The sequence below is a fragment of the Staphylococcus sp. HMSC062H10 genome, assembly GCF_001836945.1.
Classification (GTDB): domain Bacteria; phylum Bacillota; class Bacilli; order Staphylococcales; family Staphylococcaceae; genus Staphylococcus; species Staphylococcus aureus.
Genome location: NZ_KV831000.1, coordinates 43,680 through 59,012 on the forward strand (window position 1 = coordinate 43,680; position 15,333 = coordinate 59,012).

Below are 15,333 nucleotides of genomic sequence, written 5' to 3' on the forward strand. Positions count from 1 at the left end.
TAAAAAATTCTCCTTTAAAATTATAAATATAGCGACATATCGCTTCCTGGTTTTGAAATATAAAAATACATCGAAACTAATTTCAACGTGTAGTTTCGATGTATTGAAAATGATTGAATTCATTATTTCTTGTTATCTGATTAATTATCAAAATTTCTTCCTTCTAAACCTGCAAGCTCTTCTTTAGAAGCTGATGGTGCTTTCATTTCAAATATTTCATTCACAACCGTGTAATCATAATATCCTAACCTAGCAATAGGTTTAATCGACTTAATGTCTAATTTACCATTATCAAGAATGACCTTATCGTCAATATGAACCTGAGCAACTCTTCCTATAACAATATCAACTGTTGATACAGGGTCTCCTGTCGGAATACGAATTGTTTGAACGTACTCGCACTCAAAATGTACTGGCGATTCTTTGACTCGATAACCTGGTGCTTCTATACATTTTTCCTTTGTTACACCTGCAAAATTAAATTCATCCTCTTCTGGTGGTAGTGCCTTCGACGATAAATTAACAGCTTCTCTTAAATCATACGTGGCCATGTTCCATACAAACCACCCTGTCTCTTCTGCATTTTTTACTGTATCTTTACGCTCATGATCACCAAGAACAGATTGATTTGCTGCGAACATAACCATAGGCGGATCCCAAGTTAAGTTTTGATACTGACTATAAGGTGCTAAATTATCTTTCCCATCTTTCGATACAGTAGAGATCCACCCTATTGGACGTGGTACTGTACTACTTTTAAATGGATCGTGTGGTAAGCCATGACTCCTTACACCTTGCTTCGGCGAATAATTCATTCTATCCTCACCCCTTATTAGTAATTACATTTAAGGTTACGCTCTCATGACATAAGCGTCTAATATAAATAATCAATTTATTTATAAGTAGAAACTATATATGACGTGGTTGCTTATAATTTGCGTTCTTGATTCGAAAATTTCAGATAAGGATTTATGTAATTAATATTTAATGATGTTTTTTGTTAATTTAATTAATATTAGTTAATATAATCAAGATTAGCTTATAATAATATTGAATAACATTATTTTAGTTTTTGTATAATTTGCCTATCAACTGAAAAACAGCTAATACAAAGGAGCTAATGAAGATATGAGAAAAATTATGCGAACCTTATTATGCACATCAATCATAGTAAGCGGTTGCTCTTTCATACCAAAAAACCAAACAAAAGATATTCCAAAGACGGTTAGCGTCAAAGATTATGATGGTCAATATATTGGTGAACATAAAAAAAGAAACGAAGTATTTCTGAAAAAACATAAAGGTGAAGCGATAAAAAAATATAAAGACTATGTGAAAGATACATTTGGTTATGATTGTAAAATTAATTTAGTTGAGGCCTATACTAATGCTTCTGGGTTTAGTGAGAAAAGAAAAACAGATGGTTTAGTAGTCGTCGGCACTGTCAATTATGACGTTCCTTTTCAGTTTAGATTGATTTTTGTTGAATCTGACAATGGCATAACTATCACAACATTTACACCTGGCCATAAAAACGAAACGTCAGCCGCAGTTGCAGCCATGATGTATAAGCGTTATGAACACGATATAGAACAAGCTCGGTTAAAATTTAAATCAGAAGTTGAGAAAAACGGTTATTATGCCATGAATGAAAAACTTCAAAAGAAACAAGAATTCAATGGTGTTACTAAACAATTTTTGAATTTCAACACAGACAGTATCGATGATTTGGATAAGTTCAAAAAAGAATTCAAACCTGTTATGCACTTAAAAGGTGATGCATTCAATCAACAATTACAAAATTTAATTAATAAATATCCTGAAATTAAGAAAAGCATGAAATATGACTTTATTGCCTATTACGATAAAGATGAGAACAGAGAGACTGTTGCTAACTATGTTTGGAACCTACAAAAAACAACTAATGACACAATGAAACTTCATCCAGGAAATAAAAGCATCATATTTTATAAAGATAAAGTTTCTGCTTCACAATTAGATGAGCATAAACGTTTACAATCAGATTCTCAAGAAATCTCCATTTCTGGAGGGGAAAACAATTAAATATAAAATTATTAGCTATTATTAGAATAATTAAGTTATAATTATATTGGATTAAAACACTTTAACTATTATTTATATTTTTATTTTCGTTATAAAAACACTCAATATAGAGGAGATATTAAAAATGAGAAAAGTAACTGGCTTTGTATTGTGTACATCACTTATTTTAGGAGGCTGTTCTTTAATGCATAAAGATCAAACAAAAGATATTCCAAAGACGGTTAGCGTCAAAGATTATGATGGTCAATATATTGGTGAACATAAAAAAAGAAACGAAGTATTTCTGAAAAAACATAAAGGTGAAGCGATAAAAAAATATAAAGACTATGTGAAAGACACCTTTGGTTATGATTGTAAAATCAATTTAGTTGATGCCTATACTAATAAATCTGGATTTAGCGAGAAAAGTAAGGTAGATGGTATCTCAGTGGTTGGTACTGTCAATTATGACGTTCCTTTTCAACTCCAATTGCTTTTTGTTGAGTCTGGAAATGGTATAACTATTTCAACATTTACACCTGGTCATATAAATGAAACATCAGCGGCCGTTTCAGCCATGATGTACAAACGTTATGAACATGAAATTGAACAAGCTCGATTAAAATTCAAATCAGAAGTTGAGAAAAACGGTTACTTTGCCATGAATGAAAAACTTCAAAAGAAGCAAGAATTCAATGGTGTTACTAAACAATTTTTGAATTTCAACACAGACAGTATCGATGATTTGGATAAGTTCAAAAAAGAATTCAAACCTGTTATGCACTTAAAAGGTGATGCATTCAATCAACAATTACAAAATTTAATTAATAAATATCCTGAAATTAAGAAAAGCATGAAATCTGACTTTATTGCCTATTATGATAAGAAAAGCACAAAAAATGTTAATAAATATTCATGGGATTTACAAATACCAACAAATGACACAATGAGAAAAATACCAGGATCAAAAATGATGTATTTTTACAAAGACAGTGTTTCTCCATCTGAAATTGGAGAAGATGGTAGGTTAGAAAATAAAACTAATAAAATAACTATGTCTGGTGGAAATTGGGAAAAAATCAAGAAAGAAATCAAGAAATAAGAGTCATAATATATTACACAAAACAAATCAATGAGTTATCAACTTTAATTATAATTGAACTCTTATAACTGGAGATAGATGCTAATGGAAAACAATAATTATATAACTGATTTAGATGCTATTGAATTAAGTAGTGGTTGGAATTACAATGAAAAATTAAATGTTGGTAAACATATAAATGTTAATTCTCACTCTTATAAAGTAATTGATAAAGTCAATCCAACCAGTACTGGTCTTGGATATAAGATATACGAACGATATGATAATAAAAAGCCAACAGGAAGGTTAATAATATCGTTTGATGGTACTGACTTTAGTGACATTAACGATGTAAATACAGATTTAAGACTCGCTGGAGACTCCATTCCAAATCAATTATTGGAAGCAGGAAAAGTGTATTCTAACCTTAAAAATAAATATCAAGACGCAAATACAATGGATTCATTTGAATTCAAATCAAAATACAATGAAGATTCTACAAATTACGAAGGAAAATCAATCACAAATGCAGGGAGTAATTCACTCTCTGGAGCCATAGCCCAGTATTTAGGTGTATTAGATCCAGGTCTTAGCGTAACTACTACAAATTCTGCACCTATACCAAAATCTCTTACTCGTATGGCTCGTCGAGATGCAAATAATATACATAATTACCACAGTAGAAGTGATACCTTAACTAGAATTAACATAGGTGGACTTATGTATCATTCCATGGTCGGAAAGCACATTTTCCTAGAAAATGGTGTGTCTACGTTTGGAGCATTGGTACCTGCTCATACTGGATACAACTTTGAAGAAAAAGAGAAGTTAGACCATTTTGATCAAGACAATATTATTAACAAGGAAGTCTACACGAGTCGCAATGGATTGAAAATTTATGCTGACATGGATGAACACACTCCAATATTTGTATGGAGTGGTGATGCTATTGGTGCTGGTACATCAAAAATAAAATTAGACAAAGGACATCTGGCGGATCTGAATGACTATGTGCATGGTAGATTAACCGAATATGTAAATAATATTGATATTAAAATGAAAGACATTCGAACATCCGTTGAACGTGAAAATAATAATTTTAGTCAACATGTAAATGAAACGAAAGATCATTTTAAAAAAGTAATAAAACTTAACGAATTAGAAGGTTGGATTCACAACATATCCAATCTGATTAGGACTAAAATTGAAAGTAAAGCGGATGAATTAAAAGGTAACCTCAGAACACTTAGAGACCAAGATAATATTTTAGATTTAGTAGGTGCCGATCATATTATTAATTCAATTATTGATTTTATTGATAAAATTACCGATAAAATTTCAAAATTCATTAAATATGGTGATGATTTCATAGAAGCTGCTTTTGATATAATTAGCAACACTATTGTCAAAATGTTTGTCAACTTATCAGAAGGATTTGAGGATGGTGTTAGAGAAGAAGTTTTAGCCCATTTGAATGTTGTCATACCAAATATTCAAATTATCAAAAATCAAGTCACTAATTTCGGTGATGGCATTAATGATATATTGACCCAAATGACCCATTTAGATGACAATGTAATGGTTAACAACGTACCCATCAATAAAAATGCTACAAAGCAAACATCAAAACCACTTGCAGAATCTAAGAATTTATTATTAAATTTAGAAATCCGAAATAAAGTGATGGAATCTGGTTTGGCTACACTTGCGTCAAATATAAATCTTTTATTAGTACCAGAAACACTAAGAATCATTGCGCTCATTTCTATAGTTGATGCATGCACGCCAACATTATCTAATTTTGTTGGTAAGATTGAATGGATTGCCTCCAAAGTTCCATTTGCCAAGACAACAGCGGAAACACTTAAATCTTTCAAAAATCTTGTTGATAAATTACATCAACAATTAACTGATATGCGATTAATCCTTGGTGAACTTATTTTTACAGAATTAATTATTGTTGAGATGCATGACTTTTTCAAAAATGCCCTACTATCAGATAGCCTTTTAAGAGATATTAAAGTATTAAGTTCTAATGCTAAAGGTGACGCCGACATGTTAGAAACGGAACTTCATGCTGTTATAAACGCAATGTCTCAAAACGAAGGTAAATCTGTTGATGCACTTAAAAATAGTACCGCTTCTCTAAAAAACAATCTAACCAAATTAAAAGAGCAACTCGATAAAACCACACATTAAATTCATATATTTTGGGTGAATAGAATTATATTTCCATAGCAAACATTCCTGAACTACACATATTACATAAGAGATTCATTTTTGAAGAAACGGGTAAAATGATAAAACAACCGTTTTTCAAAAAATTAAATATTGGGAGGAATTAAATATGATTTTGCGTTACGCAACGAATTTAAAACTTGCGAAAGAGCTATACCAAGCCAGTAAACCTAAATTGCAAGAAGATAAGGGTATGATTGAACTGTTTGAACATACTTTTGGCTTGCAAAAAGAACTTGTAAAATACGTCGGCATTGCAGAAGCAACTACTGCTGCTTTATACTCAGCTAGCTTTATCAATAAAAACATTTCTCGCCTTGCTTCACTATCAACGATAGGCATTTTAAGTGTAGCTGTTTACAAACATTTTGAAGCTGGCCAAGGTAAAAAAGGTGCACAACATGCATTAGATTTATTAGGTCTTGCTACTTTAAGTTTACTAGATACATTTTCTTGTAATAAAAAATAGTCTTCATTTTAGAAGCACATACTTTAGCACCTGTGTACTTTGGATTTAATCCATAAACAGTACACTGCTATAGCATGTGTTTTGTTATTTTTCAGGTCTATCTATTGTAAATAATCCCCCTAATTTAGCATAATCGTTTCCAGCTAAACGTGAAACAGCTTGTAACGTATGTGGATTGATTTTAAAATCTCCTTCATAAATACTATCATCAATATGATAAGTTACAATTTCACCTATTATTAAGTCTGCCCCATCCAGCTCATCCCCCAGTAATATTATTTGTGATAATTTACATTCGAATCTTATTTTCGCTTCTTGGATTCCTGGCGTCTTAATTGCTGTAGATGTTATAAGTGATAAATCTGTACGACTCAACTCGCTGTCTCCGTACACTAAAGGCGCTGCAGTCTCATTAATATCTTGAACGTTATCTTCGTCTGTAATGTGCACAACAAAGTCTCCAACCCGTTCGATATTCAATGCAGTATCTTTTCTCTTACCTCCTGCACGTTGCACTGCAATTGCAATCATTGGCGGATGATTATTAACAATATTAAAAAAGCTAAATGGTGCTGCATTTACTGATATATCTTGATTTAATGTTGTTACAAAAGCTATAGGTCGTGGAATAATTGAACCAATTAACAATTTATAGTTTTCTTTATCGGATAATGACTGTGCATCAAACGTATGCATATGACTAACCTCTTTTCTTAGTATAAACATCTATTTCTCTGATTTTAGTTAATTTAAACATCCAGTTTCCTTCTGAAATGAAAAATTACTTATATTTGTCTAATAAGTCTTTTGAAATATGGCACATATGCATATCTTCTGGATATTTTGATAAATGTTGCTGATGTTCTTCTGCACTTTTAATATAGTTAGACAGAGGTAAGACTTCCACTGCAATTTGATTCCTGTCATTTCGTCGATCGATGAACTGTCGTGCCTCAATAAGATAATCATCTACACAACTATATAATCCCGTACGATACTTTTCACCAATATCATTTCCTTGTTGATTCACACTGTATGGATCAATGATTTCAAATAAATAATTCATGATGTCTGTAATTGATAACTTACTATCATCAAAATGAAGTTTGACACATTCAGCATAACCATCATACGGACTGTCTAATTTAGAGCTTCTTCCATTTGCTCTTCCTGCTTCTGTATGTATAATTCCAGGTATTGTTGTGAAAAATGCTTCAACACCCCATAAACACCCTCCTGCTACATAAACAACTGCCATATTTACACCTCATCATCCTTTTTTATATTTTTAACAAGGTTATACCATTTAATACCGCCATGACATGATTCTGATACACCTTCATTACGATACCCATATTTTTCATAAAATGAAATTAATGATTCTCGACATGTTAACGTTACACCATCTCGATGTTGATTCTTAGCAAGATTTTCAAAATAGTTTAGTAAGCGACCTGCAATACCCTGACCTTGATAATTTGGTGCAACAACAAGACCTAACACACTAATATAACCACCTTCACTATTATTTGTGGAGACATTTTTAAATAAATCATCGCTAATGTAACGCTCTTTTATGACAGGACCGTTGATATATCCAATCACTTCATCATTCTTTTCAGCTACAATAAAAGTTTCTTGAATTTGTTCAATTCTCAATTTCAATGCCTCTGGTGTTGCAGCTTCTTCCGGTGAAAAACCAATATTTTCAAGTGCAATAATTTGATCTAAGTCCTGCATGATTACTTTTCTTAATACCATAAAAACACTTCCTTAGCCCTATATATCAAAAGTAATACCTTCATCTTTATATTCATTATTTTCAAACTACCTTCACTATAAAAAACGAGTCTTTTTATTGAAAGCCATTCGCTTTAATCAATTAGACAAGTTGTATTATACGAATTAGTAAATAATCATGATTATAATTCATTTTAAGCATACTCAAAAAGACTGGTACATGTATACCAGTCTAATTCGAAAAAATATATTTAGTTAAAACCACTTCAAAAACGACTTCACTTTTCCTGGTTTAGTCGGTCTGTCTAAATAAACAAAATTATCATTAATTACAGAACTTGCATTTCGAAGTAATGCTTCAATGTCATTCGAATATTTCTTCAATTTATGATTGTGAAATAATTCTTGCATCAAAAATGGTCTTTGGTCACATGAATGTGCATCTGAAGCTACAAAATGAGCCAAATTACATTCTATAAATTGTAATGATAACTTTTGAATGTTTTTTCCAAATCCACCAACTAAAGAACTCGATGTTAATTGACTCAATGCCCCATTTGCAACAAGTTCATATAATATTTCTGGATTTTTGGCGATACTTCTATTTCTTTCAGGATGTGCAATGATTGGTATGTAGCCTCTCGATTGTATTTCAAAAAACAATTGTTTTGTATAATGTGGTACTTCGCCCGTTGGAAATTCAATTAGTAAATATTTCGAACGATTAATACCTTGAATACTACCATTATCTAAGCCTTGCAGAATCGAATCTGTAATTCTAATTTCTTGCCCGGGAAATAATTTAATATCCAATGCTTGAACTTCTGGATGCGTTCTTAACTCCGCCAATTTCACAAGCACTTGTTGAAATGTATTATCATATCTCGGATGCAAATGATGAGGTGTCGCTACAATACTTGTTACACCTTCATACTTAGCTTGCTTTAATAAAGCAATACTTTTTTCAATTGTTTTTGGTCCATCGTCAATATCAACTAAAATATGGTTATGAATATCAATCATGATTCATCAGTCCCATAATATGCGTAATAGCTAGCACTTTTATCTTTTGGCATTCTATTTAAAACGACACCTAATAATTTAGCACCTGTCGCTTCAATAAGTTCTTTTCCTTTTTTAACTTCATCTTTATTATTATTTTCAGAATTAATCACATAGACAACATTACCTGTAAACTTTGAAAATAATTGCGCATCTGTAACTGTATTAACAGGTGGCGTATCAATAATGACAAAGTTATAATTCATCAATAATGTGTCATATAAATTTGCGAATGCGCGAGATGTGATTAACTCTGATGGGTTTGGTGGAATAGGTCCAGACGTCAGGACGTCTAAATCTTCAATTTCAGTTGAGATAATACTGTCTTGATATGATGACCAATTCAACAACAAACTGGAAAGTCCTTCATTATTTGGTAAATTAAAAATATAATGTTGCGTCGGTTTACGCATATCTCCATCTACAATCAATGTTTTATAACCAGCTTGTGCATATGCCACTGCTAAATTTGCCGCAATAGTTGACTTCCCTGCTCCAGGTGCTTCTGAAGTGATTACAATGCTTTGAACTGCACTGTCAGGATTAGCAAACATAATATTTGATCTTATGCCTCGAAATTTCTCGCTAATAGGTGACTTTGGTTGTTCATGGACAATTAAACTTGATGTACTTCTTCGTGTATTCGTCATGGTAATTCCTCGTAAATTAAAATTTTTGTATTGAACCTAAAATAGGTAATCCTAGTTGCGATTCAACATCTTCTTCCGTCTTAATACGCTTATCTAATAGTTCTTTTAAGAAAATAATCAATATTGCTAAAACAATACCAACAATGATACTGATCACTAAGTTAACAGATACTATTGGAGATACTTTTACAGCATTATCATGTGCTGAGGAAAGTATTGTAACATTATCAACACTCATAATTTTAGGCATGTCATGTGCAAAAACTTTAGATATTCTATTAACAATTTTGTCAGATTCAGATTTATTCCCAGTTGTAACTGATACAGTAATAATTTGAGAGTTTGTTTGATTGGTTACTTTTAAAAACGAATTCAACTCAGCTGTTGAATACTGACCATCAAACTCTCTAGATACTTTATCTAGAATTCTTGGACTTTTGATAATTTCCGTATATGTATTAACAGACTGCAAACTACTTTGAACATTTTGGAAAGCTAAATCACTTGAGGACTTTTTCATGTTTACTAATATTTGAGTAGAAGCAGTATATTTGTCAGGCATAACAAAAAAGGTTAATGCCGCACTTACTACAAGACATATTGCCGGTAAAATAAGCAATAATTTAATATTCTTCTTTAGAATATTTAATAGTTTTACTAAATCAAACTTTTCTTTCATGGTTTCCTCCACATAATCAATCATTGTATTCATTATGTATGTTTTATAAATCGGACAATTATATCTAGTTTAACGACCACAAAAATACACAACTACATTTTCTCTAATTTTTTATATAAATATTTTATCGTTTAAAATTATATCATGATTCTTGAGCGTTATGTATAATTTATTTATATTTTCGTTCTAGATATAATATTGCCCAACTTCAAATATCCAAACCTATCAGTAATAAACCTAGATACCATCGTCTCTATCATGGCTTTCTTATAATCGAGTAGAAGCATCATCATTACTTGATTATTTGCTCTTTACAACACCGAGCGTGCCCGTACTCGGTAATTCAATACTTTGCGTAACCCGTCACTGTGAGTTGGGTTAATGATAATAAAGCCCACATCTTTTAAAAAGATGTGGGTAATTTATATAATTTTTATTTACATTTTAAACTTATAAAAAAAGCGCCTATGTCATGATTTACCATCACATAGGCGCTTATCAATAAATTATTAATTATTACTTTCCATTTCATCTAATTTATGCGGATTTCCTGTAATTAGATGACAACTTATTCTTTTCAGGGGAACATTACATTTTTATAATATGTTCAAAGACAAACTTAACCATTCACAAATATAAAGAATAATATTATCAAATCATTGAACAAATCGTATTTTGCAACAATTGATATTTATATTAATGCATTGTATTTAATTTATAAAATTCATATACATCTTAATATTCTCAATTTCGAGTTGTATTGTCAACTTTATATAGATTTTAAAAAATAATCTCATGTCTTTTTTTACAAAAGTAAGTTAATTATTACAAACTAGTAACAAAAATTATTTCTTCAAAAATATATTTAGTAGCGAATACACTTCATCTTTGAATTGACTTTTACTTTCTTCCACTGCTCCAAATTTTTGCGAAAAGGATGCTTTCAAATACCAACTTTCAAGAAACAGCAATATTAAATTCTGAAAGTCTTCTTTTGTCATCTTTATTTTTGATTCATCATAGAATTTTGCTATCTCTTTACTTAATGATTGATTTAAATCTTGTATTTGTCCGTAAATATTTCCAGAAAATTCCTCAGGCGTATTAGATAATTGAACGTACATTCTAATATACCTTTCTTCGATGTCGAAAATAAACTCAAATAAGAATTGATATAAAGCATCAATTGAATAGTTCGATTTATTTTGATTCATCATAATAATATTATTAAGGTAATCAAAACAACATTTAACACTTTGTTCGTAAATACTTTTTTTCGAGTCAAAATGGTAGTATAGACTCGCTTTTTTAATATTTACACTTTTTGCTATATCATCAAGTGTTGTACCGTCATACCCCTTCTCTGAAAATAAGGTTATTGCATTATCAATAATCTTATCCTTCAATTTTTAAAACCCCCTACAGAAATTTAATCACACTATGTTACAGGAAAATTAAGTTGCAATTACAAATATTTCCGTTTAATTATAACAACAATCTATTGCAAATTAAAATACTATCAATTACCATATGGCTTACAACCTAACTAACGAAAGGTAGGTAAAGGAATTGCAATTTTTTAACTTTTTGCTTTTTTATCCTGTATTTATGTCTATTTACTGGATTGTCGGTTCAATTTATTTCTATTTTACTAGAGAAATTAGATATTCATTGAACAAGAAGCCTGACATAAATGTGGATGAATTAGAAGGCATTACATTTTTACTTGCCTGTTATAACGAAAGTGAAACGATTGAAGATACGTTGTCTAATGTTCTTGCACTCAAATACGAGAAAAAAGAAATTATTATCATTAATGATGGAAGTTCAGATAATACAGCAGAACTCATCTATAAGATTAAAGAAAATAATGACTTTATTTTCGTCGATTTACAAGAAAACAGAGGTAAAGCCAACGCACTCAATCAAGGCATTAAACAGGCTTCATATGATTATGTAATGTGCTTGGATGCAGATACTATCGTTGATCAAGATGCACCATATTATATGATTGAAAATTTCAAACATGATCCAAAACTTGGTGCAGTTACAGGTAATCCTAGAATTCGAAATAAGAGTTCTATTTTAGGTAAAATTCAAACGATAGAATATGCAAGTTTAATTGGCTGTATTAAGCGAAGTCAGACACTTGCTGGCGCAGTCAATACTATTTCGGGTGTCTTCACTCTATTTAAAAAAAGTGCAGTTGTCGACGTTGGCTACTGGGATACTGATATGATTACCGAAGATATAGCAGTTTCCTGGAAATTGCATTTACGTGGATATCGTATTAAGTATGAACCGCTTGCCATGTGTTGGATGTTGGTTCCAGAAACATTGGGAGGTCTTTGGAAGCAACGCGTGAGATGGGCTCAAGGGGGACACGAAGTATTACTACGAGACTTTTTTAGCACAATGAAAACGAAAAGGTTTCCTTTATATATTTTGATGTTTGAGCAAATCATCTCAATTTTATGGGTATATATAGTGCTTCTATATTTAGGCTATTTGTTTATAACAGCAAACTTCTTAGACTATACATTTATGACATATAGTTTTTCAATATTTCTACTATCATCATTTACTATGACTTTTATAAACGTTATTCAATTTACAGTCGCACTCTTTATTGATAGTCGCTACGAGAAAAAGAATATGGCTGGACTCATATTTGTAAGTTGGTATCCGACAGTATACTGGATTATTAACGCAGCAGTAGTTCTTGTCGCATTTCCAAAAGCATTAAAACGTAAGAAAGGTGGTTACGCAACATGGTCAAGCCCAGACAGAGGGAATACCCAACGCTAAAATCATCGCTAAATATTGTAAGAGAGACAGCACTTATCGCTATATCGTGTGTCTTTTGGATATATTGTTTAGTTGTTCTACTCGTTTATATTGGTACTATATTTGAAATTCATGACGAAAGTATCAATACAATACGTGTTGCTTTAAACATTGAAAATACTGAAATTTTAGATATATTTGAAACTATGGGCATTTTCGCGATTATCATTTTTGTATTTTTTACAATTAGCATATTGATTCAAAAATGGCAGAGAGGAAGAGAATCGTGAAGTATAGAAAATTAATAATTTTAGTGTTGAGTATCTTGATCATATTGCCTGTAAGCACACTGGATGGTCATCATATTGCAAATGCAGATGACGATCCACCTAAAAAACTGAAATATAAAGAAAATAGTGCACTGGCATTAAATTATCACCGCGTAAGAAAAGCGAATTTTCTGAATAATTTCATTTACTTCTTTTCTAGTAGTAAAGAAATTAAAAATTATAGTGTTAGTCAATCACAATTTGAATCTCAAATAAAATGGCTAAAATCACATGATGCTAAATTTTTAACCTTGAAAGAATTTTTATATTACAAGAAAAAAGGTAAGTTTCCAAAACGAAGTGTATGGATTAACTTTGATGATATGGATGAAACTATTTATGAAAATGCTTATCCAATCTTAAAAAAATATAAAATACCGGCAACTGGGTTTATTATCACAGGTCATGTTGGGGAAGAAAACTTTCACAACCTCGATATGATTAGTAAAAAAGAACTAAAAGAAATGTATAAAACTGGGTTATGGGAATTTGAAACACATACCCACGATTTGCATAACTTATCGAAAAATAATAAGTCAAAATTAATGAAAGCTTCTGAAGCTACAATCATAAAAGATTTAAACAAAAGTGAAAAATATCTAACTAAAAACTTTAAAAAGTCGCAGAAAACTATAGCCTATCCTTATGGCTTGATGAATGACGATAAATTACCGGTAATCAAAAAAGCTGGGTTAAAATACGGTTTTTCATTAGAGGAAAAAGCAGTCACTCCGAACTCCAATGATTATTACATCCCTAGAATATTAATTAGTGATGATGCTTTTGAGCATTTAATTAAGAGATGGGACGGATTCCATGAAAAAGATTAGACTTGAACTCGTATATTTACGTGCTATTATATGTGCAATTATTATTATCACACATTTACTTACACAAATTACTTTAAAACATGAAAATTTGGAGGGAGGATCCTTAGTATTACAATTTTACATTCGTAATATTGTGATTTTTGGTACACCTTGCTTTATTATCTTGTCACAGTTACTGACAACCTTGAATTACCAAAAAGTCACCTATAGATATTTAACTACACGCGTAAAATATATACTTATTCCTTACATATTAATGGGGTTGTTTTACAGTTATAGTGAATCATTATTAACAGATTCAAGTTTCAATAAACAATTCATTGAAAATGTCCTATTAGGTCAATGGTATGGCTATTTTATCGTTGTTATCATGCAATTCTTTATTTTGAGTTATATCATTTTTAAAATTAACTATAACCTATTCAACAGTAAAATATTATTATTGTTATCTTTTATTTTACAGCAATCATTTTTATATTACTTTACGAACAATACAGCGTTTCACGATACCGTGCTACACTATTATCCATTAAGTGAAAACACTATAATATTCGGATGGATTTTTTATTTCTTTTTAGGTGCATATATGGGTTATAACTACGAACGTGTTTTAAATTTCTTAGAACGTTATTTAGTTATTATGATTGTATTAGCTGTAGCTACTTATTTTGTGTTTATTGCGTTAGCAAATGGAGACTATTGGAACGTTACCAGCTTTTCATATTCATTAACACCATATAATAGTATTATGTTTATTGTTATCTTGGGTATTTGCACGCATTTTAAAACAATGTTATTTAATACGATTCAAATGATTAGTGCTTTCTCATTCTTTATTTATTTATTACATCCAATCATTCTAGACTCATTGTTTGCATATACAAATATATTTGAGGATAATACAATGGTCTTTCTAGCGATATCACTACTATTCATTTTAGGATTATGTATAGGTGTCGGTATGATATTGCGTGAATTCTATATCTTTAGGTTTATTATTGGAAAACAACCATATAAATTGAACATTAATGCTTATTAATTATTAAGCTATGTTAAAAACACGCGGTGGGCGAAATCAGTTTGAATTGACTGACTTCGTTTTACCGCGTGTTTAATATTGTTATACATATATTCTAATTGCACATTTGAACTACAAAAATGCCAATGGGAGTGGAACAGAAATGATATTTTCTCAAAATTTATTTCGTTGTCCCACCCCAACATACATTGTCTGTAGAAATTGGGAATCCAATTTCTCTTTGTTGGGGCCCACACCCCAACTCGCATTGCCTGTAGAATTTCTTTTCGAATTTCTCTGTGTTGGGGCCCCGCCAAGATATTACTTGAATAACTCTTTTAGAATTCTAAATAATGATCCGATTAATTGAAAGAAGTCTGCAGTCATTGTTAATTCCTCCCTTTACT

16 protein-coding genes and 1 pseudogene are annotated in these 15,333 nt (G+C 30.9%); 9 read left to right on the top strand and 8 right to left on the bottom strand.

Annotation, left to right across the window (positions count from 1 at the left end):
* Window positions 1-140 precede the first annotated feature (140 nt).
* A complete protein-coding gene (locus tag HMPREF2658_RS12465; RefSeq protein ID WP_001109881.1) occupies window positions 141-815 on the bottom strand; it encodes a flavin reductase family protein in 675 nt (224 codons plus the stop codon).
* A 313-nt stretch (window positions 816-1,128) separates the two neighbouring features.
* On the opposite strand from HMPREF2658_RS12465, the gene HMPREF2658_RS14430 reads away from it, so the two are divergent.
* The 5 genes and pseudogenes from HMPREF2658_RS14430 (at window position 1,129) to HMPREF2658_RS12485 (ending at window position 5,831) form a co-directional block, all read left to right on the top strand.
* A complete protein-coding gene (locus HMPREF2658_RS14430) occupies window positions 1,129-2,064 on the top strand; it encodes a hypothetical protein (RefSeq protein ID WP_001226801.1) in 936 nt (311 codons plus the stop codon).
* 124 nt (window positions 2,065-2,188) lie between these two features.
* Window positions 2,189-3,145 (top strand): hypothetical protein, encoded by a 957-nt coding sequence (locus tag HMPREF2658_RS12475; RefSeq protein WP_001233474.1) that lies wholly within the window; start codon window positions 2,189-2,191, stop codon window positions 3,143-3,145.
* Between the two features lie 84 nt (window positions 3,146-3,229).
* A pseudogene (locus tag HMPREF2658_RS14955) lies at window positions 3,230-3,317 on the top strand (hypothetical protein); the annotation flags it as partial.
* 1,772 nt (window positions 3,318-5,089) lie between these two features.
* On the top strand, window positions 5,090-5,323 hold the full coding sequence (locus tag HMPREF2658_RS14885; protein WP_029549255.1) for a hypothetical protein: 234 nt from the start codon (window positions 5,090-5,092) through the stop codon (window positions 5,321-5,323).
* Between the two features lie 148 nt (window positions 5,324-5,471).
* On the top strand, window positions 5,472-5,831 hold the full coding sequence (locus HMPREF2658_RS12485) for a hypothetical protein (RefSeq protein WP_000603484.1): 360 nt from the start codon (window positions 5,472-5,474) through the stop codon (window positions 5,829-5,831).
* An 84-nt stretch (window positions 5,832-5,915) separates the two neighbouring features.
* Here HMPREF2658_RS12485 and HMPREF2658_RS12490 read toward each other — a convergent pair whose 3' ends face one another.
* From HMPREF2658_RS12490 to icaR, 7 genes are all read right to left on the bottom strand, one after another.
* Window positions 5,916-6,527, bottom strand: a complete 612-nt coding sequence (locus HMPREF2658_RS12490) for a flavin reductase family protein (protein ID WP_000556735.1) — start codon at window positions 6,525-6,527, stop codon at window positions 5,916-5,918.
* Between the two features lie 85 nt (window positions 6,528-6,612).
* The gene (locus HMPREF2658_RS12495) at window positions 6,613-7,089 is read right to left on the bottom strand and encodes a peptide-methionine (S)-S-oxide reductase (protein WP_000301939.1); all 477 of its coding nucleotides are present in this window, start codon (window positions 7,087-7,089) and stop codon (window positions 6,613-6,615) included.
* A 2-nt stretch (window positions 7,090-7,091) separates the two neighbouring features.
* Entirely contained in the window at window positions 7,092-7,592 is a 501-nt protein-coding gene (locus tag HMPREF2658_RS12500; RefSeq protein WP_000244270.1) for a GNAT family N-acetyltransferase, read from the bottom strand.
* A 234-nt stretch (window positions 7,593-7,826) separates the two neighbouring features.
* Entirely contained in the window at window positions 7,827-8,594 is a 768-nt protein-coding gene (locus tag HMPREF2658_RS12505; RefSeq protein WP_000565319.1) for a tyrosine-protein phosphatase, read from the bottom strand.
* The gene (locus HMPREF2658_RS12510; protein ID WP_000185857.1) at window positions 8,591-9,283 is read right to left on the bottom strand and encodes a polysaccharide biosynthesis tyrosine autokinase; all 693 of its coding nucleotides are present in this window, start codon (window positions 9,281-9,283) and stop codon (window positions 8,591-8,593) included. Before HMPREF2658_RS12510 ends, HMPREF2658_RS12505 begins: the two co-directional genes overlap by 4 nt.
* Before the next feature lie 16 nt (window positions 9,284-9,299).
* Window positions 9,300-9,962 carry a YveK family protein gene (locus HMPREF2658_RS12515; RefSeq protein WP_000659677.1) on the bottom strand — a complete coding sequence of 221 codons (663 nt, stop codon included), beginning with the start codon at window positions 9,960-9,962 and terminating at the stop codon, window positions 9,300-9,302.
* 845 nt (window positions 9,963-10,807) lie between these two features.
* Window positions 10,808-11,368, bottom strand: a complete 561-nt coding sequence (icaR, locus tag HMPREF2658_RS12520) for an ica operon transcriptional regulator IcaR (RefSeq protein WP_000653261.1) — start codon at window positions 11,366-11,368, stop codon at window positions 10,808-10,810.
* A gap of 163 nt (window positions 11,369-11,531) precedes the next feature.
* On the opposite strand from icaR, the gene icaA reads away from it, so the two are divergent.
* The 4 genes from icaA to icaC are packed head-to-tail and all read left to right on the top strand — an operon-like array spanning window position 11,532 to window position 14,947.
* Complete coding sequence (gene icaA / locus HMPREF2658_RS12525; protein ID WP_001159430.1) at window positions 11,532-12,770, top strand: poly-beta-1,6 N-acetyl-D-glucosamine synthase IcaA; 1,239 nt, start codon at window positions 11,532-11,534, stop codon at window positions 12,768-12,770.
* Window positions 12,734-13,039, top strand: coding sequence for an intracellular adhesion protein IcaD (gene icaD, locus HMPREF2658_RS12530; protein ID WP_000240580.1), 306 nt, complete (start codon window positions 12,734-12,736; stop codon window positions 13,037-13,039). The genes icaA and icaD overlap by 37 nt, the downstream gene beginning before the upstream one ends.
* Window positions 13,036-13,908: an intercellular adhesin biosynthesis polysaccharide N-deacetylase gene (gene icaB, locus HMPREF2658_RS12535; protein ID WP_000877362.1), complete on the top strand. Its 873-nt coding sequence runs from the start codon at window positions 13,036-13,038 to the stop codon at window positions 13,906-13,908. Before icaD ends, icaB begins: the two co-directional genes overlap by 4 nt.
* Window positions 13,895-14,947, top strand: coding sequence for a polysaccharide intercellular adhesin biosynthesis/export protein IcaC (gene icaC, locus HMPREF2658_RS12540; RefSeq protein WP_000723829.1), 1,053 nt, complete (start codon window positions 13,895-13,897; stop codon window positions 14,945-14,947). Before icaB ends, icaC begins: the two co-directional genes overlap by 14 nt.
* Window positions 14,948-15,333: the final 386 nt, after the last annotated feature.

Excerpts from the sequence above, each read along its gene's own strand:
- HMPREF2658_RS12465 (WP_001109881.1), bottom strand. The coding sequence starts at position 815 with ATGAATTATTCGCCGAAGCAAGGTGTAAGGAGTCATGGCTTACCACAC.
- HMPREF2658_RS14430 (WP_001226801.1), top strand. The coding sequence starts at position 1,129 with ATGAGAAAAATTATGCGAACCTTATTATGCACATCAATCATAGTAAGC.
- HMPREF2658_RS12475 (WP_001233474.1), top strand. The coding sequence starts at position 2,189 with ATGAGAAAAGTAACTGGCTTTGTATTGTGTACATCACTTATTTTAGGA.
- HMPREF2658_RS14885 (WP_029549255.1), top strand. The coding sequence starts at position 5,090 with ATGCATGACTTTTTCAAAAATGCCCTACTATCAGATAGCCTTTTAAGA.
- HMPREF2658_RS12485 (WP_000603484.1), top strand. The coding sequence starts at position 5,472 with ATGATTTTGCGTTACGCAACGAATTTAAAACTTGCGAAAGAGCTATAC.
- HMPREF2658_RS12490 (WP_000556735.1), bottom strand. The coding sequence starts at position 6,527 with ATGCATACGTTTGATGCACAGTCATTATCCGATAAAGAAAACTATAAA.
- HMPREF2658_RS12495 (WP_000301939.1), bottom strand. The coding sequence starts at position 7,089 with ATGGCAGTTGTTTATGTAGCAGGAGGGTGTTTATGGGGTGTTGAAGCA.
- HMPREF2658_RS12500 (WP_000244270.1), bottom strand. The coding sequence starts at position 7,592 with ATGGTATTAAGAAAAGTAATCATGCAGGACTTAGATCAAATTATTGCA.
- HMPREF2658_RS12505 (WP_000565319.1), bottom strand. The coding sequence starts at position 8,594 with ATGATTGATATTCATAACCATATTTTAGTTGATATTGACGATGGACCA.
- HMPREF2658_RS12510 (WP_000185857.1), bottom strand. The coding sequence starts at position 9,283 with ATGACGAATACACGAAGAAGTACATCAAGTTTAATTGTCCATGAACAA.
- HMPREF2658_RS12515 (WP_000659677.1), bottom strand. The coding sequence starts at position 9,962 with ATGAAAGAAAAGTTTGATTTAGTAAAACTATTAAATATTCTAAAGAAG.
- icaD (WP_000240580.1), top strand. The coding sequence starts at position 12,734 with ATGGTCAAGCCCAGACAGAGGGAATACCCAACGCTAAAATCATCGCTA.
- icaC (WP_000723829.1), top strand. The coding sequence starts at position 13,895 with ATGAAAAAGATTAGACTTGAACTCGTATATTTACGTGCTATTATATGT.